The organism is Clostridium brassicae (genome assembly GCF_026738875.1).
In the GTDB taxonomy this organism is placed as follows: Bacteria; Bacillota; Clostridia; order Clostridiales; family Clostridiaceae; genus Clostridium_H; species Clostridium_H brassicae.
In genome coordinates this window covers 1-21,013 of the sequence record NZ_JAPQFJ010000011.1, presented here as the reverse complement: position 1 = coordinate 21,013, position 21,013 = coordinate 1, and the positions used below count along the sequence as shown (strand labels likewise).

The window sequence follows — 21,013 nt, the reverse complement described above, 5'->3', positions numbered from 1 at the left end:
ACTAGAGAGTTTATTATTAATCTTTTGATAAAAACACTATTAGTGCAAGAAGTAAAAAACAAGCACTAGTAATATAATTATTATATTTAAATTTAGTGAACCATGTACTATGTAAAGAAAGCAAAGCTATAATAAGTACTATAATAGTTAATACTTTATTCTTTTTCAAATAATCACCTACTTTTTGATATTTCCATATTTTATATTATACATAACTTTCATAAAATTCCAATATCATATTTTATTTTTATAAGTCTCCTTTTTGGGATTCATTTGATTGATCTTACACTATATAAAAAGAGAAATAATTTAAAATTATAAACCTATATTTATAAAAAAATAAAATAACCTAAAAATAATTTAAGGTTATTTTATTTGAAAGCTAATATGAAATTACAGAGTATTTAACATCAGTTCTAATGTATTCTCTTGATTCAAACTATCTATTAAAAATTGAATATTATCTTTTTTAATATTATTTATTAAGCTTTCTAATTTCATCAACAATTACACAAGTATAAATTACAATTACTGAACATAATATTGAAATAGTTGCAGTCGGAATACCAGCCTCACATGGACCAGCACTAATTCATAATCCAAAATTTATAGCTATAAAATCTACTGCTAAAAATAGTATAATTTCCAATATTAAATAAATTACTTTATTGTTCATCACTAGCTTCCTTTTATTTAAGAGAAGAGAAATAATTCACTTACAATTTAACTATCTTGATGTAAATTTGAAAAATTACTTATAAAATTGAGTATTTTTCTATTAAATACCTAACAGCTTATATGAAATATCTAAAACTTCCTTATCATCTAAAGTATTATATATATGTACCGCTCCCTTTTCTCCTTTTAAATTAATCATTTTATTACGTTTAAGTTGCCTTTTTAACTGAGCAGACGTCCCGTCACTTCCATCTATAATAATAACATCTTTATTTAACACATTAGAGAGTTCGTTTTTTATAAAGGGATAATGAGTGCATCCCAAAACTACTGAAGCTATCTCATCTTTATCTAAAATTGAAAATTTATCCTTAAGAAATTGATTTACTTCACTCCCCTGAAGTACTCCCTTTTCTATAAGTTCAACAAGCCCTGGACAAGGTAATGGTACAATATTAGCCTTATCTTTATATTTGTTCATAAGACGATTAAACTTCTTTTCTGATAAAGTCATAGTAGTTGCCATTATAACTATTGTACCTCTCTTATTTAATTCCACTGCAGGTTTTAGAGCTGGCTCTATTCCTATAATAGGAATATTTTTATACTCTTTTCTAAGTTGCTCTATAGCTGCACTAGTTGCTGTATTACATGCAACTACAATAGCTTTAACATTATATTGTAATAAGAATTCTACAGCTTGAAAACTAAGTTTTCTAACTTCTTCAACACTCTTAACCCCATAAGGAGCATTTTTAGAATCACCTAAATAAATAAAATCTTCATTTGGAAGAAGTTCTATAGATTTTTTTAAAACACTTAATCCTCCAACTCCTGAATCGAAAAAACCTATAGGTTTATTGCTAATGTCCATAATTTTAACTGATCTACAGAAATTCTACCTGCAAATCAGTTTCACCTCCAATCTTTTCCGAGAATCCATATATTGTATTAAGTCTATGTTTTAATGATTTGCTTATTTAGCATAACTTATTAAAACAAAACTTATTATTTTATTAAAACATATCAATTTTACCCATAATATAAATTATACTTCACAAATTCTTTTAATACTATATGAATATACATTCTTTAAACAGAAAACTTAACTTTTTCCATTTAAAATTTTTTATAAAAAAAACTAATCTCATTGACAATTTATCAATTATATAATAGAATTTTTATATAATTTTTAAAATAAATGGGGTTAAAATAATAAATACAAAAATTTTCACAGTTTTTTGTGTTTAATTTATGAGGAGGAATAAAATGTTTAATGATTTAATTTTTTCTATACCAAAATCTGATCATTCTGAAAAATGTATAAGAAAAACTCTTACTGAACATCCAGAAATTAAATTTGTATCTCTTATAGGTATAGATTTTTCAGGTAATGATACTGACGAAAAGATTCCAATAAGAATTTTTTTAGATGACATAGATGGATTTTTAAAAGGGGCTATTCAAACAGACGGTTCATCTGTTGTTTTACCTGGTATTGCTACATTAAATAATGCTAAAGTAGATATGATTCCAGATACTGATGTTAACTGGTTTATAGACTACAATTATGAAAATATAGATTTTGAGACTAAAAAGCCTATTGGAACACTTAGAATACCTTGTTTCTTAATACATGACAGTAAAGCAATTGATTCAAGACATATTTTAAAATCTTCTATAGAACATATTGAAAAAAATCTTATGAAATACTTCAATGATTACCCTCATCTTCTTGAACCTTATGGAATAACTGTAGATGATATAGAAGATGTTTATGCTACAGCTGCCACTGAACTTGAATTTTGGGTAAAAACCCCTGAAGAAAGAGCTCATATTGAAGAACTTTCTACATCTCAAGTTCTTCAAGAACAATATTGGACTAGAACAAAAGGTTCAGTAAGAACTGCACTTGAAGAAGTACTTGATTTGATGGATAAATATGGTTTAGAATCTGAAATGGGTCATAAAGAAGTTGGTGGCGTAAAAGCTACTTTATCTGAAAGTGGAAACTTGACTCACATAATGGAACAATTAGAGATTGACTGGAAATATGCTGATGCTCTTCAAGCTGCTGACAATGAGTTATATGTTAGAATACTTGTTAGAGAAACTTTTAGGAGACATGGATTAGATGTTAATTTTCTTGCTAAACCTATTAATGGAGTTGCTGGAAGCGGTGAACACACTCATTTAAGTTTTTCATTAAAATTAAAGAACGGAAAAAGAATAAATTTATTTGCAGCTACAGGAAAGACTTTCTTAAGCATATTTGGATATGCCTCAGTAATGGGAATCTTAAAAAATTATGAGGTTATAAATCCATTTATATCTTGCACTAATGACTCTCTAAGAAGATTAAAACCAGGATTTGAAGCTCCTGTATGTATTGTTACATCTGTAGGTCATTCAGTAGATGTTCCTTCTAGAAACAGAACTATATTACTAGGAGTTATACGTGATTTAACTGCTCCACTAGCTACTAGATTTGAGCTTAGATCGCCAAATCCTCATACAAATACCTATCTTGCATTAGCTACAATGTTTATGGCATGCAATGATGGTATTGCTTATGCAATTACTAATAATAAAACTGAAGATGAGCTTTTCGCTGAGCTTTCTAAGCAAGCTGGTGAAAAAGCCGATTATCTTGAAAAAGACAGAGCTTACAGAAGTGAGGAGGACGTCTTTGAGGATTATACTGAAGAAGAAAGAAATAGATTATTTGGAGTTGCACCTAATACAGTATATGAAAATCTATTATCCTTTGATAAACATCCTGAGAAACTTGAAGTATTGAAATCTGGAGAAGTATTTACTGATAAAATAATTAATAGCTTCAGAAGTGGTGTTGAAAAAAGATGGATAACAGAAATCATAGCACGAATTATTCCTAATCATATAAGAACTATACGAAGCTATAAGATGCTTCATGATGTAGAAAAAGCTTATGACGTAGATATAACTAGATGGAAAAAAATAAATGAATTAAGATATTACTTAATGAAAGATTCTTATTCTTCTAAGTCCTTATTCTCAAAAATACACGATGCTGTAGATGCAGGTGACTTAGCTTCAATTTCTGATCTTCAAGTTGAGATGGATAATAAAATGCAAGAATTAAGAAAACTATATATAGATTATAAAACAAATCTTTTAGATATATAACTAAAAAAACTCCTAAGCTATTTAGCCTAGGAGTTTTTTAGTTAATTATTAAATTTTGAATTTACCGTTAATTAAAGTTAAAATATATTGACTATACTATTCCTTTAAACTATTATTAAAATTACTAAAATATTATATATTTCGGGGGGATTAATTAATGGATTTTAAAAATGTTATTTCAAAGATAACTAAAACTACTATTGATACTGCAGAAGTAGTTGCACAAACAGCTAAAGAAGGATCAGCTAAAATAGCAAAAAAATCTGAAGAACTTGTTGAAGTATCTAAACTAACAGTATCTATAAACTCTGAAGAATCTAAAATCAAAGACATATATACCGAAATTGGTAAAATAGTCTGTGAAAAGCATGAAAATGGAATGTATATAGATCCTGATTTAGTAGATCAATGTAACGACGTGTTAGATTTAAAAAATAAGGTAAAAGAAATGAAAAACAGGGTAATTCAAATAAAAAACAAAAAAGTTTGTCCTGAATGTGAGGAAACCTTAAACTCTGAAACTATGTTCTGTCCTAAGTGTGGAACAAATATTGAAAATGATATTACTATAGAAGAAAATGATATTACTACTGAAAATGTATCTGATGCTGAAATAATAGAAGATAAGTAAAAATCAAGTCGAGTCCACTACTAGGGCTTGACTTAATTTTTTATTAATTATATCGTTTCATTTATTAATATAGGAGAATAATATATTATATATCATATATTAATTTCTCATATAATCATAATAAAAATGTAATTTTATCACATTAACTTTTGAGAAATTTGCAAGTTATTTTTTGAAAATATGCAATTGAAATAATGATGTAACTCATATATAATAGTATTATTATTATTTTTTGCATCAAATGCATTTAATATGTTGCATTATTTGCATAAAATATATTGCAGAATTGCATATTTTTACCTATACAGAAAAGGAGTGAATAAAGTGGTTAAAAAGTTCAAAAGAATTTTAGTTGCAAACAGAGGAGAAATAGCCATAAGAATATTCAGAGCTTGTAATGAACTCGGAATTAGAACTGTGGCAATTTACTCTGATGAAGATAAATGTGCTCTATTTAGGACTAAAGCAGATGAAGCTTATGAGATCGGGAAAAAACAAGGTCCTATAGAGGCTTATCTTAATATTGATGAAATAATAAATTTAGCTTTAAAAAAAGGTGTAGATGCAATCCATCCAGGTTACGGATTTTTATCTGAGAATCCTGAATTTGCAAGAAAATGTGAAGAAGCTGGTATTGAATTTATTGGTCCTTCTGCTAATATGATGGAAAAATTGGGCGATAAAATAAAATCAAAATTAGTAGCTCAAAGTGTTAATGTTCCTACTATCCCAGGAGTAGAAAAACCTGTTACTTCAGAAGAAGAAGCATTAAAATTTGCAAAAATATGTGGCTATCCAGTAATGCTTAAAGCTGCCGCTGGAGGCGGTGGAAGAGGAATGAGAATAGTTCGAAATGAAGATGAACTAATTCCTTCTTTTAAAAGTGCTAAAAATGAAGCTAAAAAAGCTTTTGGTATAGATGATATATTCATTGAAAAATATCTTGAAAATCCTAAACACATAGAAGTACAAATTTTAGGAGATAAGTCCGGAAATATTGTCCATTTATATGAAAGAGATTGTTCGGTACAAAGACGTCATCAAAAAGTAATCGAATTTACTCCTGCATTTGCTCTCCCTGTTGAGAAAAGAGAAGAAATTTGTGCAGATGCATTAAAAATTGCTAATTCTGTAGGATATAGAAGTGCAGGAACTCTTGAATTCTTAGTTGATATTCATGGAAACCACTATTTTATAGAAATGAATCCTAGAATTCAAGTTGAACACACTGTAACTGAAATGGTTACTGGAATTGATATAGTCCAAAGTCAGATTTTAATTGCACAAGGCTACCCTCTAAATTCTAAAGAAATAGGCATAACTTCTCAAAATGATGTTAATGTTAGAGGCTATGCAATTCAATGTAGGGTAACAACAGAAGACCCTTCAAATAATTTTGCTCCTGACACAGGTAAAATAGACGTTTATAGAACTGGTTCAGGTTTTGGTATAAGACTTGATGGAGGTAATGGTTTTACAGGCGCTATAGTAAGCCCATACTACGATAGCTTACTTTTCAAAACTACAGCTTGGTCAAGAACCTTTGAAGATACTATAAGAAAATCTATGCGTTCTTTAAAAGAGTTAACTATATCTGGTGTTAAAACAAATGTTGACTTTTTAATCAACGTTTTAAACAATCCAGTGTTTGCAAAAGGAGAATGTACTACAAAATTCATAGAAGATCATAAAGAATTATTTGATATCATTACTAAAACAGATACAGAGTACAATATACTTAAGTTTATAGGAAATAAAGTTGTAAATGAAACTCGTGGAGTTAAAAGGGACTTCGATGTACCTATAGTTCCAAAACCACGTATTCCTAGTGACTTAACAGGTACTAAACAAATATTAGATAAAGAAGGGCCTAAAGGTCTTGTTAAATGGATAAAATCTAATGAAAAACTTCTTCTTACAGATACAACTATGAGAGATGCTCATCAATCTTTAATGGCAACTAGGATGAGAACTGTAGATATGTTAAAAATCGGTAAAGCTACATCTCTTTACGAAAAAGACCTATTCTCCATTGAAATGTGGGGAGGAGCAACTTTCGACGTAGCTTATAGATTTTTAAGAGAATCTCCTTGGACTAGACTTGCAGAGCTTCGAAAGAAAATACCTAATGTATTATTCCAAATGCTTATTAGAGGTTCTAATGGAGTTGGATATAAAAATTACCCAGATAATGTAGTAAGGGAATTAATTAATGAAGCTGCTAACTCTGGAATTGATGTATTTAGAATTTTTGACTCCCTTAACTGGCTAAAGGGAATGGAAGTTGCTATAGATGAAGTTCTAAAAAATAATAAAGTAGCAGAAGCTTGTATTTGTTATACTGGAGATATCTTAGATGAATCAAAAGATAAATACACTTTAGAATACTATGTTAAAAAGGCAAAAGAAATAGAAAATATGGGTGCTCATATTCTAGGGATAAAGGATATGTCCGCTCTATTAAAACCTTATGCTGCACACAAACTTATAAAAGCCTTAAAAAATGAAATATCAATACCTATCCATCTTCATACTCACGATACAACTGGAAATGGTGTTGCTACACTTATAATGGCTGCTGAAGCAGGAGTTGATATTGTAGATACTGCACTTAACAGTATGTCAGGTTTAACTAGTCAACCTGCACTTAACTCTATTGTAGCAGCTCTTGAGCATACTAAAAGGGCTACAGGTGTCAGTTTAGATGGAATTCAAAAACTTTCTGATTACTGGGCTGCTGTAAGACCTGTATATGCTCAATTAGAATCTGAGTTAAGATCTGGTTCTACAGAGATATACAAATACGAGATACCAGGAGGTCAATATTCAAACTTAAAACCTCAGGTAGAAAGTTTTGGATTAGGTCATAGATTTGATGAAGTTAAAGAAATGTATAAGAAAGTAAACCTAATGCTTGGAGATATAGTAAAGGTAACTCCTTCTTCTAAAATGGTTGGTGATCTTGCAATATTTATGGTACAAAACAATTTAACAGAAGAAAACATTTTAGAAAAAGGAAAAGATATGGCTTTCCCAGATTCTTCAGTAGCATATTTTAAAGGTATGATGGGACAGCCTGAAGGTGGATTCCCTGAAGCTCTTCAAAAAATAATTTTAAAAGGAGAAAAACCTATTACATGCAGACCAGGTGAACTTCTTCCACCTGAAGATTTCAACGCTATAGCTAAGAATCTTAAAGAAAAATTTGATATCGATGCTACAAAAAAAGATATTATAAGTTATGCATTATATCCAGATGTATTTGAAGACTACTTAAAATACATTAAGGAAAATGGTGATTTAAGTAGAATGGGAAGCGATATATACTTCCATGGATTACGTGAAGGAGAAACTTGTGAAGTTAAGGTAGCAGAGGGAAACATCTTAATTATAAAACTTCTCCAAATAAACAAAATAGACAAAGAAGGATTTAGAACTCTTGTATTTGAAATTAACGGAAATAGACGTGAAATAAAAATAAAAGATAAGAGTGCCCAAAATTCTACCAATGTAAATACATTACAAATGGCTGATCCAGATAACCCACTAGAAGTTGGTTCAAGTATTCCTGGTACAGTATTAAAAGTGTTAGTTGAACCAGGTGATGAAGTTAAAGAAAATGATAGTCTAATAATTATTGAGGCCATGAAAATGGAGACAAATATTACTGCATCTACAAATGGTACTGTAGATTCAATATTAGTTAAAGAAGGTCAACAAGTTAAATCAGGAGAACTTTTAATTAAGCTTAAATAATTAAAACCGTTATCAAAATTATAATTAAGAGCCTATGAAATATTATTTCATAGGCTCTGCTTTTTAAATATTCTTAAACCACTACATATAAAGTACAAATTCCCACATAATTCACTTTAATAAAATAGTTATTCAGCTTTATTAAAAAGATAAAGACTTAATTTTACTCTTAGATCTAATTAAAAATCTCAAGCTTATAAGAGCAACTAAACACATAAATCCCTCTATTAAAAAAATATTTTTATTATATACAGCCACAAAATCTACTAAAGCATGTATTGAAATAGCATATAAAATATACTTTCCTTGTTTTTTTATTACTCCTTCTAAAACAACCATAGTCAATGCCATATGAAGAGCTATTGCAAAAATTCTTTCTAATCCCCCTAACAAAAACATATAAGAAGGAGTATTTATAAGCACATCTGCATAAGGAATTTCGTTACCACTATTAATAAAAAATGAATATATTATATTTGATATATAAGTAAATCCTACTATTAAAATTGCTTCAACTCCACCATGACCAATTCCAAAAGCAATTCCATTTTTCCAACTCAATCTATTCTTAAGTATATACTTAATTCCAATAAATCTTGCAACTTCTTCAAATATTCCCGCACTTAAAGCTATAAGTACCATGTAAATGACTGTGTTTGATTTTATAAAATTAATAAACCAAGGTTGTTTATTTAAATACTGAAGCATTGGTATTCTCAAACATACTTGAGATACAATAAACATAAGTGCCCCACAAAATACAGCAAATAAAGATATTTTTTCTTTCTTATAAAAATAGACTGTTAATCCTATTGGCAAACCAAAACATATAATAGTAGATATAATCATAAATATTAACTTACTATTACTAATCATATCATTATCCCCTCCCCATTTACTTTTTGTTTTAAGTAAACTTTCAATATTTATATAATAGGCTCTGTTTTAAAGAAATGTAAATTTATTTTGCCATCCAAACACTCATAACAGAAGATAAAATAATAAATATCATTAATAATATAAATAGTAGTATCGCTTTAGTATTTCCAAAATTTATTGTCCATCCTATTCCAAATCTTTTTTCAATAATCATCGCAGGATCATTTTTGTTTACATAAAACATTCCCATTTTCCAATACTTATCATCATTTCTATCTATATACCCTTCATTTTTATTATCTTGGCTTATTTTTATTCGACTTCCTCCTTGCCCTGTCATAACAGAAAGAACTATACTAGCAACTATAATAATAATAGTTGGAATTGCAATAGCTATAACCATTTGATCAGATGTACATTTTATTACAGTTAATACGGTTAATTGAGCAAAAGTAAATATTAATGTAATAAATACGGATAAAAATACTATATATCCAGACCACAAGTATCTAAAACGTCTATTTTGCTCTCTTGAAACCCCTGGATTAGAAGCATTTATTTGAACTTTAGACATGCCTATAACTTTATATGATATATACATAACAACAAGCATACCTACTTCTGTAACAGGCAACATAAAAATTACTTTAGGAGATTTTTGTACCCAAGTATCTACTATTCCTTGTGAATTCCAGTGTAAAGGAAGCTTATTAGGCAAATCAGGATACACTTTATATCCTATTATTATATTTGCAATTATTATAGCTATGGGAACTAAAAACCAAAGAGAACTAACAAGTATTTTTCCATTCTTATTACTTCTAAAACTAGTATCTACAACCAAAACTTCTCTTTTTCCTTCTTCCCAATTGTGCTGTGATTTAAACTCTTTAACTTTCTTATGCGTGTTATAATATACCATCATTTCAACAAACAAATATATAAATATGCCAATAACAAAAACAATCTCATTTTTACTATAAATAACAGCTCCCACTATAACTAATAAAAGTAGCCCACAAACTAACAAATAATTTTTTATATACTGTTTCTTAAACTGGATAATTTCAGGAGTACTAATCATATCTTCTGGTATTCTTATACCAAAAAATATTTCTTTTCTAGTTAAATTTGGCATGTATATTCCTAAAAAGAATAGTATTAAAAGCACTGGAACATAATTTATAATAATCATTTTTATATCCATTTAATGTCCTCCTATTTATAAGAATTAAATTTTTCTTTACATAAATCTATAAATTCCTTTTCGCTCATTCCCCTACAACAAGATTCAGCTATTAATGCATCTACTTCTTCATTAAGTTTCATCATAAAATCTTCTGTAATTATATTTTGCATACTTCCAATCATGGCACCTTTTCTTCTATCTATATTAATAAAACCATCTTCCTTTAATAAGTTATATGCCTTATTTACAGTATGCATATTTATTCCTATATCTTCTGCCATTTGCCTTACAGAAGGAAGATTCTCCCCTTGCAACAATTGTTTTTTAGCTATTCCTTTTATTATTTCATTCCTAAGTTGAATATATATTGGAGTTTCCGATTGAAAATCTATTTTAATAAGCATAATCCCCCCCCTTTCTCCATTATTACAATACTTGTATCTAATAATATTTTATGTTCTATAAGTTATATCTGTTATATACATAATAGAACAATGAAAATAAAAAAACAATACTTTTTAAAAATTTTTCTATCATGTAGTTAGCCAATTAAACTTTGAAATAGTAACTAGAAACACTTAAGGTGTAAATTTCTAAAAATGCGTAATTGCCGGAATATGGACTCCGGCAACTAAACTGGGATATGGACATCCCATAGTTAGGATAAGGTTCTTAGAAGAATATACCTTTAGTGTTTCTTTGCATACTAAAGGTTTAATAGATAACTACATATATTTTAGAAAACCTATTCCTCGACCTTATTCATTATGTAACAATATTATTCTATTTCATCATATTTATTTTTTATAGATTTAAGATCTTCCCAAAAACTAAATTTTTTATTATCATCTCTTAAAACAGCAGATGGATGAAAAGTGCATGTAATAAAATACCCTTTTCTCTCTACCCATTTCCCTCTATCTCTGGTTATTCTCCAATCAGATCCTAGTATATATTTCATAGCTGTAGCTCCAAGACAAACAATTATTTTAGGCTTTATAAGTGCTACTTGATTTCTAAGATAAGGAATACACTCATTTGCTTCCTCCTCATAAGGGGTTCTATTGTTTTTGGGTCTACATTTACATATATTTGTTATATAAAAATCCCTTTCCCTCATTAAATTAAGAGCTTGAACTCCCTTTTCAAATAATTGACCAGCTCTTCCAACAAAAGGTCTTCCAAGTCTATCCTCATCTGCCCCTGGGGCCTCTCCTATAAACATAATCTTCGCCTTTGGATTTCCTTCTCCCAAAACCATATTAGTCCTAGTATCTCCCAATTCGCATTTATGGCACTCCATACATTCTTTATGTAATTCTCTCCATTGAAGCAAATAAACCACCCCAAATCTATTATTTATTATAATTAAGCGAATTGCCTAATTACAAACTCATATAAGTTTAATATTACACATTCCCCTCAATTTTACAAAGTTATTTTAAAATTAAATGGTGACCTAAGCTTATTTTATCTCTTTTAAAACATTTAATAAATATCTAAAAGTTCTCTTAGCAGAAGAATACTAAGTTTTTCTTTTGGAGTATGTACATCATAATTTAATTCAGCCACTCCTCTCATAGCAGTTTCTTCTTCAGTAGTAAACAAAATTTCTAACGGTGAATGAGAAACATCTTCTGTATCTAATATAGCTAAACAATAAGCAATTGCTATACCATTATCTGCTCCTAGTGTTGTTCCTCATGCCTTAATAAAATCTCCTTCTACATCTAATTTTAGAAGATCTTTATTAAAATCATGTTCTATATTTGTGTTTTTCTCACAAACCATATCCATGTGCCCTTGAAAAATAACTATAGGAGAATTCTCATATCCCTTACTTCCATTTTTCTTTATTATTATATTCAATGCTTTATCCTGAGCAACTTCTAAATTACGCTTCTTTGCAAAATCTACAAGATAATCACTAATAGTCTTTTCATTCCCTGATCCCCTCGGTATATTACTTATGTCAGCAAAATAATAAAATACTTTATCTTTAAATAAATCTTTGAAAAGATTATCCATTATAATTGTCCTTCCTTTTAATTAAATTTATTAATAATTTTAGCATAAATACACACTTTAATTCAAAATACGCATAATTAAGAATATGTATAAATTTTCGTTTTATTTCCTTCAGTGCACATTATTACCCATCTAATTGTTAAAACATCTTTTTAAATATAATAAAAAAAATTGAATATTAAAATTATCTAAATTAAAATTTTTTGTGAATAATTTGTTACTTTTTTACTAATTATATAAAAACAGATTAATTTTAAGTTGATTTTGTAAATTTTTGACTATATAATTATATACATTATGATTAAGATTACAGCATAATCTATCGATATTATTATCATAGATATTATTATCATAGATGTTATTATATGGAGGATATGTATGGACAGGGAAATTTTAAGTGAAATTAATATTCTAAAAGAAAAATTAAACACTTTAGTTGGAATCAAGGATGTTAGCCTATCTGATGAGGAAGTATTGACTATTAGTGTTAAGTTGGACAAGTTGATTAATAATTATATTAAGATATCTTCAAATACTCAAAATTAGCTCAAATAATATTTATTTAACATTATTTTTTAGCTTTATATATATTTCTTGTATATTTTAAGATTTATTCTGTTTTTTATTTTTTTACATTTATTAAATTAAAAATCTTGCATAAATATATATTAAGAAGTATAATTATTCATAAGCTACAACATAAAAAACATTGATTTGTAAATTCTTTTTTAAATAAATATTCATTTTCAAATATTAATTTAAATCTTTATTTTAAACTAAGCTAGTTTCTTTTTTTAATATATTTCCCCATAAGAACCCCTTATAAAGGGGTTCTTTCCCTTTTATTTTTTTTAACACCATTCTTTAGTCTTCTTAAATCTATATTTAACCCTACTAGTTTCATTGTATAAAAACAGGGTAAAATTCCAACGAAATTTTACCCTATATTTACACTTTTATATTCTATTTTGCAGGAACAAATTTTCTAATCCAATGTCCAAATCCTGCAGGATTTCTAGTTTGAATATATACTCTTCCTGGACCTCTGAACCTACAAACAAGGGTTTCTCCTGAAGTTATTGAAGATATCCAGCCTTTTGAAGCCTTTTCTATTGTAAAATCCATATTTTCAGGCCAAGCAACTAAATGTTGATTATCTACTATCATTTCTTCTCCTTCTGGAACATCTAATGGATGAATAGCTCCATAAGAACTTACAAATAAAGTTCCCTTTCCTCTTACTTTTAATACAAAAAATCCTTCTCCTGAAAAAAATCCTTTTGCGAGATCCTGCATCTTTGTGGATATATCAAGACTTTCGGATCCCGCTAGAAAACCATCTTTTTGAACTACATATTCTGTCATTCCATCCATCTGTATAGGTATTATATCTCCAATAGATGTAGGCGAAAGTAAAACTTCACCCTTTCCCCTAGATGCTTTTAAAGTTTGAAAGAAAAATTTTTCTCCAGCTAACATTCTTCCAATTCCTCCAAAAATACCACCTTCAAGTTTCCCATCCACATCAATAGTAGGACTCATTGCAACCATAGCCCCCGATTCTGCCTTTATAGCTTGTCCTTGTTCAAGCCATACCTTAAGCATTGTATTAGATCCTCTATAAAGTAACTCATGGTTTATTTCCATATTTCATACCTCTCTTTATCTTTTAATTATAATAATATAAAAAAATATTATACCATATTATTTTATTCGACATTCTTTTATAATTTCGTCCATTTTATTTTAAATCTTAACTACATATTTCAAAACAAAAAAATTTCTCAATTAAAATATCACAATTATAAAACTTTATTGTAAAATATAATATTTTTTATTCTATAATTTCACTGTAAATAACCTAATTAATTAGAAAACTACATAGTTTTTTCTGTATAGATTACTTAAGAATTATATAAACCATTCGAATAATTTATAAATGTGATTTTGTTATATAAATACCCCTTAGAAATTAATAAATTAAATATCAATATAATTTAAGGAGTGATAACGTGTCTATAATTGATGTTGCAAAACAAACAGCTGAAATGTTATATGAGCTAAATAATAAAAATTGTACTATCCTAATCACTGAAAATTCCAAAATCGTAGAATATTTAGAATGTGATATTCTTAAACTTCCTGTAAAAATTGGCGATACAATTGCCGAAGAAACAGTATTAAGTAAAGCTTGTCGTACAGGACAAAGAGTTTATTCAGAAATAGCTAAACAAGACTCGCCATATGGAGTGGGATATGTTGGTATGGCAATCCCCTTATATGAAAACGGAGTTATAGTGGGTGGACTTTCAGTAACTTCACCTTTTTCAAATAACTTATCTGAACTTAGAGAAACTTCATGCGAATTAGATGAAGCTGTTAACCAAACAGAAAGTGCTTCTACTTCCATTGCCAACTCTGCGGTTAACCTTGCAACCATGGTTGAAGATTTGTCTAGTAAAACTACAGAAGCTAATAAAGAAATAAAAACAATCCACGAAGTAACTAACCTTATAAAAACAATTGCTAATCAGACAAATCTCCTTTCTCTTAATGCTGCAATTGAAGCTGCAAGAGCTGGAGAACATGGAAAAGGATTTTCTGTAGTAGCTTCTGAAGTCAAAAAGTTAGCTCAAAGTACAGCAACAAATGTTAATGATATATCAAATAAGCTAACTTATATATTTTCTTTAGTTGAAGGTATATCCGACTCAGTAAATACAATTATGGATCTAACTCAACAACAAGCTTCAAGTACACAAGAAATTAGTGCTACTATGATAGAGTTAAAATCCCATATAGCAAAAATAAAAGTTATCGCTGATGATTTCAAAGGATAATTGCTATTCATTTAAACCTCTTTTTAATAATAGCTTATCAGATTTTGAAATATTTAAATCTAAAATAAAAAATGAAGACTATTATCAAATTAGATTATTAATAGTCTTCTTTATTATATAAAATTACTCTGATCTAAATACGTGTTAGCTAAACTCTCGTAGAACTTCCCTCAAAAGCATTTATATACATCTGTTTTATTTCCTCTATTAAAGGATACCTTGGATTAGCTCCTGTACATTGATCATCAAAAGCTTCTTCACACATCTTATCTAAGCTAGCATAAAATTTTTCTTTTGATACCCCTGCTTCACTAATAGTCTTTGGTATATTAATTTTTTTCTTTAATTGATCTATTTCTTTAATTAAAAGATTTATATTTTCATCTTCTGTGTCTCCATGTAAATGTAGATAATTAGATATCTGACTGTATCTCCATTTAGCATTTGGATATTTATATTGTGGAAAAGCAGCCTGCTTTCTTGGATTATTAACGGCATTAAATTTAATTACTTCATCTATAAGTATTCCATTAGCTATACCATGTGGTATATGATGAATTGCACCTAATTTATGTGCCATAGAGTGACAAACTCCTAAAAATGCATTTGCAAAAGCCATTCCAGCCATAGTTGATGCATGAGCCATTTTCTCTCTAGCTTTTATATTATTAGGCCCTTCCTCATAGGATTGAGGAAGATATTTGAATATTAATCTTATAGCTTCAAGAGCTAACCCATTAGTGTATTCTGAGGCAAGTACTGATACATATGCTTCAATAGCGTGTGTTAATGCATCTATTCCTGATGCTGCAGTAAGGGGTTTTGGCATATTCATCATAAGCTCAGCATCAATTATAGCCATATTAGGTGTTAGCTCATAATCCGCTAATGGATATTTTATTTCTGTCTTTTCATCTGTTATAACTGCAAAAGGAGTCACTTCTGAACCTGTACCTGCTGATGTTGGTATAGACACCATCATCGCTTTCTCTCCCATTTTAGGAAACGTATATACTCTCTTTCTAATATCCATAAACCTCATAGCAAGGTCTTCAAATCTTACTTGTGGATGCTCATAAAGAACCCACATTATCTTAGCTGCATCCATAGGTGATCCACCCCCCACAGCTATAATTACATCTGGCTTGAAACTTAACATTTCTTGTGCTCCCTTTCTAGCTGTTGCTAGAGTTGGATCTGGCTCTACATCAAAAAATACCCTAGAATCTATACCTATATCATCTAGTATTTGTATAACATTATCCACAAAACCTAATTGAAAAAGCACTTTATCTGTTACTATAAATGCCTTTTTCTTGTGCATTTCTTTTAATTCTCTTAATGCTACAGGAGTACAACCATATTTAAAATATATTTTTTCAGGGACTCTAAACCAAAGCATATTTTCCCTTCTCTCTGCTACGCTTTTTACATTTAATAAATGTTTAACACCTACATTTTCTGATACTGAGTTTCCACCCCAACTACCACATCCTAAAGTTAAAGATGGTGCTAATTTAAAATTATAGACATCTCCTATAGCCCCTTGAGATGAAGGCATATTCACTATTGTTCTTCCTGTTTTCATAACGGCTCCGAACTTATCAATTCTATCTCTTGATTTAATTTGATCAGTGTATAACACAGAAGTATGTCCAAATCCTCCAAGTTCTATTAGTCTAACAGATTTTTTCAATGCTTCATCAAAGGTCTTTACTCTATACATAGCAAGTATTGGGGATAATTTTTCATGAGAAAAAGGTTCCTCTAGTTCAACAGATTCTACTTCTCCAATCAACACTTTAGAATTTTGTGGCACATCAACTCCTGCCATAGCTGCTATCTTATGTGCTGATTGACCTACAATTTCTGAATTTAATACACCATTAATTACTATTATGTCCCTTATCTTATCGACCTCATCTTTTTTAAGTATATATGCTCCTCTTGCTTCAAATTCTTCTCTAACTTTATCATATACTTCATCTAATACTATTACCGATTGCTCTGATGCACATATTACTCCATTATCAAAGGTTTTAGAAAGTAATATGGAGTTTACAGCCATCTTTAAATGAGCAGTTTCATCTATTATCGCCGGAGTATTTCCTGCACCAACCCCTATAGCTGGTCTCCCGGAAGAATAAGCAGCTTTAACCATTCCTGGACCACCCGTAGCTAATATAATATCAGAATTACTCATAACTAACTGAGATAATTCTACTGAAGGTTCATCTATCCATCCAATTATCCCTTTTGGAGCTCCAGCTTTTACAGCTGCTTCTAATACTATACGAGCCGCTTCCGCAGTAGATTTTTTTGCCCTTGGGTGAGGAGAAAATATAATCCCATTCCTGCTCTTTAAAGCTATGAGAGCCTTAAATATGGCTGTAGATGTTGGATTTGTAGTTGGTACAATAGCAGCTACAACCCCTATTGGCTCTGCAACTTTAGATATACCAAAAGCTTCATCTCTACTTATAACACCACAAGTCTTTTCGTCCTTGTATCTGTTATAAATATATTCTGAAGCAAAGTGATTTTTTATAACTTTATCTTCAACTATACCCATTCCCGTTTCTTCTACTGCCATTTTTGCTAGTCTTATTCTAGCATTGTTAGCAGCCATAGCCGCTTGCCTAAATATCTCATCTACTTGCTTTTGATTATAAGTAGAATATATTCTTTGTGCTTCTCGAATTCGTTTAATTTTGTCCATTAGTTCATCTGCATTTGTAACTTTCATTTATAATATCACCTCTTTATGAATACATAATTTTTTTAATCACATCCTAACAATTTGTAGTATTAGTAATTTCACATCTTTTTATTAGTTGCAGTTTCTAAGTTTTGATATAAAATAATCTTATTTAAAATATCATTAGTTAATATATAAGATCTTTATTTTTACCAACTTAAACGCTTTATGGCAATTAAAAGTTATTTGTTATTAAATATTTTACATTTATTATGTATAATTAACCTTTATTAATAACCAAATTAACTTTATAATATATATATTGGGTTTGAGGAATGATATAATTATCTTTTTAATTCCAAAATATTTGTTTTAACAAACAAAGTTACATGATTATTACGAAAATTTCATATTATTATCTATAAATACTATATTTTACTTTATAGGTCGTTATTTGGCATATAAAAATTTTTCTTAATGCCAGAAAACAGCTTGTATAAATTTTTATTTTAATATAGAATATACAAGGGTGATATTTATGTTTAAAAATAAGTCTGAAAAAGACAAGAAACCAAAAAAATGGTTTATAATATTTGAAATTATCTTCACCATAATTTCTGCCCCATTTTTACTTTACTATGGGCCTTTTGATAATGTAAAAACTACAGTTGTCGGATCAGCAATGACTACTTCTACCCATCAATGGATTGCTACAATGTTTTTATCTAAGGACCATATAAATCAAATACTAAGCAGAAATAAAATTCAAAATATAGTTCAAACAGATATTGATAAACTAAACGAAAAAATAACTAATAAAATAAACAATAATCCTAAAGGCTCCAATGAAATAGAAAGATACTATATCAATGGAGATAAATTTACAGGGCATCTTTTAGTAATTAAAAACCCTAAAAGAGTAAAAGTCGGATTTTCTGATGAGATAGGTAAAAGCGGTGAAACTACTAGTCAAATTGCAAAACGTTATAATGCTGTTGCTGCGATAAATGCAGGAGGTTTTGATGCTAATTCTATTGTTTCAGAAAATACTGGTTCAAAAACAAGTGGCTCCGCTTCTGGTATAATAATCTCTAATGGTAAAGTAGTATACAATAGTTTAAAGAAAGATGAAAAAAGCTGTATAGCTGGTATTACTAAATATGGAACTTTGATAGTTGGTAATCATACAGTAGACGAATTAAAAAAATTAAACGTAACTGATGCTGTATCTTTTGGTCCATGTTTAATAGTAAATGGTGAAAAGACTATAACCTCTGGAGATGGAGGCTGGGGTACAGCTCCTAGAACAGCCATAGGTCAAAGGAAAGATGGAAGTATACTGTTCCTAGTTATTGACGGTAAGTACATAGGCCGCCTTGCAGTTACTTTAAAAGAATTACAAGATATTTTATATGAATATGGTGCGTATTATGCTATAAATTTAGACGGAGGTTCATCTTCTACCATGTACTATAAAGAAAAAGTTATAAGCAACCCTTACAAATCTACTGGTGAAAGAGAAATTCCTTCTATATTTTATGTAACACCATAAAATATATAATTTAGTTACTTATATTTAAAGTAACAATTGCTTAATTGAAAATTAATATGTGTTTAAATAAAGTATAAAACACCTAATTAAAAATAATATTTTTAATTAGGTGTTTTATACACTAATAAACAGAAATTTAATTATATAAAAAGAGGTCATTAAAATGAAAGTTAATTACCAAAAAATCTTAGATAAAAAACTAGAAGAAATAAAAGCTTTAGATAAAGTTCCTTCACTTATCTTACATAGTTGTTGCGCTCCTTGTAGTAGTTATGTTTTAGAATATCTTTCAGAGTTTTTTGATATAACAATATTTTATTATAACCCTAACATTCATCCTGAAAATGAATATAGAAAAAGGGTTCAAGAACAAAAGGAGTTCATAGCACAATTACCTACAAAAATAAAAATTAACTTTATAGAAGAACATTATAATACACAGGAATTTTTTGATATTGCAAAAGGACTAGAAGAGGAACGTGAAGGTGGCACTCGATGTTTTAAATGCTATGAATTACGTTTGAGAGAAGCAGCAAAAAAAGCTAAGAAATTAAATTTTGATTATTTTACTACTGTATTATCTATAAGCCCTCATAAAAACGCAGAAAAAATCAATGAAATTGGAGAAAAATTAGCAAAAGAACTTGATATAAAATTTCTCAACTCAGATTTCAAAAAGAAAAACGGATACAAACGTTCCATAGAGCTTAGTAAGGAATATAATCTTTATAGACAAAATTATTGCGGCTGTGTATATTCTCAAAGAAATTTAAAAACTATTAATGAAAAATAAATATCCTGTTTGTTTTTAATCTAACTATGAAGAGTATGTTTTAAAAATTATTTTGAAACATACTCTTATTTTTTAATTTTTAGCACAAATATGTTTTAAAAACATATTATATAACGAAACACAATATGTTTTATTGCACTGCAAGGAGGAATTAAAATGACAATGCCTTTAACTCTTGGGAAAGGATTAATCAATAGCTTTGATGCCGCAATAATTCGACCCGAATCCCCTATTTCCATTTATTCTGACCCAATACTTCTAGCTAAAATTCCCTTAACCGTTCAAGCATCAAAAAATTTAATCTCTTTAATAGCAACAATAAGTTGGAGAAAGCCTACCCCTTTTGATACCACAGTAGCTTTAAGATTCAATATATACCGCAATAATATTACTGATGAAAATTTAATATATACTACTGTTGATTCAGAAGCTAATATAGCTGCTTTTAATGGACAAACTACCACTTTTATTTATGTGGACAAGGCTAACAATTTTATGAATTGTTCTATAAATAACAAACCTGTTAGCTACTTTCTAACTGTAGAACTAGAACAAAGTTTATGATGTTTGTTTATAATAAACTCTAAAATTATAGTCAATTTTAAATCTAACAAAAATAAATTTAAATATAATATTTTTAACTACCTAAGTTTTGTACAAACAAAACTTTATTAGTTTCCATATTATAGTTTCCAAAAAATAAATAGTGGATAATACCAAGCCTTGAAGTATAATTTTCTTGCTACAGAAAAATTAAGAAAGGCGGTATTATCCTATGAATAATTTTACCTTTACTCAAGA

At 28.8% G+C, this 21,013-nt stretch carries 16 protein-coding genes and 1 pseudogene; 8 read left to right on the top strand and 9 right to left on the bottom strand.

Annotated features, from left to right (window positions below):
* Nucleotides 1-16: 16 nt before the first annotated feature.
* Both OW729_RS11245 and murI read right to left on the bottom strand, forming a co-directional pair.
* Nucleotides 17-169 carry a hypothetical protein gene (locus OW729_RS11245; RefSeq protein WP_268061606.1) on the bottom strand — a complete coding sequence of 51 codons (153 nt, stop codon included), beginning with the start codon at nucleotides 167-169 and terminating at the stop codon, nucleotides 17-19.
* 609 nt (nucleotides 170-778) lie between these two features.
* Entirely contained in the window at nucleotides 779-1,552 is a 774-nt protein-coding gene (murI, locus tag OW729_RS11240; protein WP_268061605.1) for a glutamate racemase, read from the bottom strand.
* A 395-nt stretch (nucleotides 1,553-1,947) separates the two neighbouring features.
* On the opposite strand from murI, the gene OW729_RS11235 reads away from it, so the two are divergent.
* The 3 genes from OW729_RS11235 (at nucleotide 1,948) to OW729_RS11225 (ending at nucleotide 8,233) form a co-directional block, all read left to right on the top strand.
* Complete coding sequence (locus OW729_RS11235; RefSeq protein ID WP_268061604.1) at nucleotides 1,948-3,846, top strand: glutamine synthetase; 1,899 nt, start codon at nucleotides 1,948-1,950, stop codon at nucleotides 3,844-3,846.
* Nucleotides 3,847-4,003: 157 nt separating this feature from the next.
* Entirely contained in the window at nucleotides 4,004-4,477 is a 474-nt protein-coding gene (locus OW729_RS11230) for a hypothetical protein (protein WP_268061602.1), read from the top strand.
* Between the two features lie 324 nt (nucleotides 4,478-4,801).
* On the top strand, nucleotides 4,802-8,233 hold the full coding sequence (locus tag OW729_RS11225) for a pyruvate carboxylase (protein WP_268061601.1): 3,432 nt from the start codon (nucleotides 4,802-4,804) through the stop codon (nucleotides 8,231-8,233).
* A 141-nt stretch (nucleotides 8,234-8,374) separates the two neighbouring features.
* On the opposite strand, the gene OW729_RS11220 is transcribed toward OW729_RS11225, so the two are convergent.
* From OW729_RS11220 to OW729_RS11200, 5 genes and pseudogenes are all read right to left on the bottom strand, one after another.
* Nucleotides 8,375-9,109 (bottom strand): YhfC family intramembrane metalloprotease, encoded by a 735-nt coding sequence (locus OW729_RS11220; protein ID WP_268061600.1) that lies wholly within the window; start codon nucleotides 9,107-9,109, stop codon nucleotides 8,375-8,377.
* An 85-nt stretch (nucleotides 9,110-9,194) separates the two neighbouring features.
* Nucleotides 9,195-10,319, bottom strand: a complete 1,125-nt coding sequence (locus OW729_RS11215; protein ID WP_268061599.1) for a DUF1648 domain-containing protein — start codon at nucleotides 10,317-10,319, stop codon at nucleotides 9,195-9,197.
* Between the two features lie 11 nt (nucleotides 10,320-10,330).
* Nucleotides 10,331-10,705, bottom strand: coding sequence for a GntR family transcriptional regulator (locus OW729_RS11210; RefSeq protein ID WP_268061598.1), 375 nt, complete (start codon nucleotides 10,703-10,705; stop codon nucleotides 10,331-10,333).
* A 374-nt stretch (nucleotides 10,706-11,079) separates the two neighbouring features.
* Complete coding sequence (locus OW729_RS11205; RefSeq protein WP_268061597.1) at nucleotides 11,080-11,637, bottom strand: uracil-DNA glycosylase; 558 nt, start codon at nucleotides 11,635-11,637, stop codon at nucleotides 11,080-11,082.
* Between the two features lie 221 nt (nucleotides 11,638-11,858).
* Nucleotides 11,859-12,329, bottom strand: a pseudogene (locus OW729_RS11200) (M20/M25/M40 family metallo-hydrolase); the annotation flags it as partial.
* A 378-nt stretch (nucleotides 12,330-12,707) separates the two neighbouring features.
* On the opposite strand from OW729_RS11200, the gene OW729_RS11195 reads away from it, so the two are divergent.
* Entirely contained in the window at nucleotides 12,708-12,875 is a 168-nt protein-coding gene (locus tag OW729_RS11195) for an aspartyl-phosphate phosphatase Spo0E family protein (RefSeq protein WP_268061596.1), read from the top strand.
* Between the two features lie 417 nt (nucleotides 12,876-13,292).
* On the opposite strand, the gene OW729_RS11190 is transcribed toward OW729_RS11195, so the two are convergent.
* Nucleotides 13,293-13,976 carry a TIGR00266 family protein gene (locus OW729_RS11190; protein ID WP_407647667.1) on the bottom strand — a complete coding sequence of 228 codons (684 nt, stop codon included), beginning with the start codon at nucleotides 13,974-13,976 and terminating at the stop codon, nucleotides 13,293-13,295.
* Nucleotides 13,977-14,341: 365 nt separating this feature from the next.
* On the opposite strand from OW729_RS11190, the gene OW729_RS11185 reads away from it, so the two are divergent.
* Entirely contained in the window at nucleotides 14,342-15,169 is an 828-nt protein-coding gene (locus OW729_RS11185) for a methyl-accepting chemotaxis protein (RefSeq protein ID WP_326498373.1), read from the top strand.
* 148 nt (nucleotides 15,170-15,317) lie between these two features.
* Here OW729_RS11185 and adhE read toward each other — a convergent pair whose 3' ends face one another.
* Entirely contained in the window at nucleotides 15,318-17,915 is a 2,598-nt protein-coding gene (gene adhE, locus OW729_RS11180; RefSeq protein ID WP_268061595.1) for a bifunctional acetaldehyde-CoA/alcohol dehydrogenase, read from the bottom strand.
* Between the two features lie 490 nt (nucleotides 17,916-18,405).
* Here adhE and OW729_RS11175 point away from each other — a divergent pair, with 490 nt between their 5' ends.
* The 3 genes from OW729_RS11175 (at nucleotide 18,406) to OW729_RS11165 (ending at nucleotide 20,776) form a co-directional block, all read left to right on the top strand.
* Nucleotides 18,406-19,419 (top strand): phosphodiester glycosidase family protein, encoded by a 1,014-nt coding sequence (locus OW729_RS11175; protein WP_268061594.1) that lies wholly within the window; start codon nucleotides 18,406-18,408, stop codon nucleotides 19,417-19,419.
* A 163-nt stretch (nucleotides 19,420-19,582) separates the two neighbouring features.
* Nucleotides 19,583-20,212 carry an epoxyqueuosine reductase QueH gene (locus OW729_RS11170; RefSeq protein ID WP_268061593.1) on the top strand — a complete coding sequence of 210 codons (630 nt, stop codon included), beginning with the start codon at nucleotides 19,583-19,585 and terminating at the stop codon, nucleotides 20,210-20,212.
* A 156-nt stretch (nucleotides 20,213-20,368) separates the two neighbouring features.
* A complete protein-coding gene (locus OW729_RS11165; RefSeq protein ID WP_268061592.1) occupies nucleotides 20,369-20,776 on the top strand; it encodes a hypothetical protein in 408 nt (135 codons plus the stop codon).
* The last annotated feature ends 237 nt before the right edge of the window (nucleotides 20,777-21,013 follow it).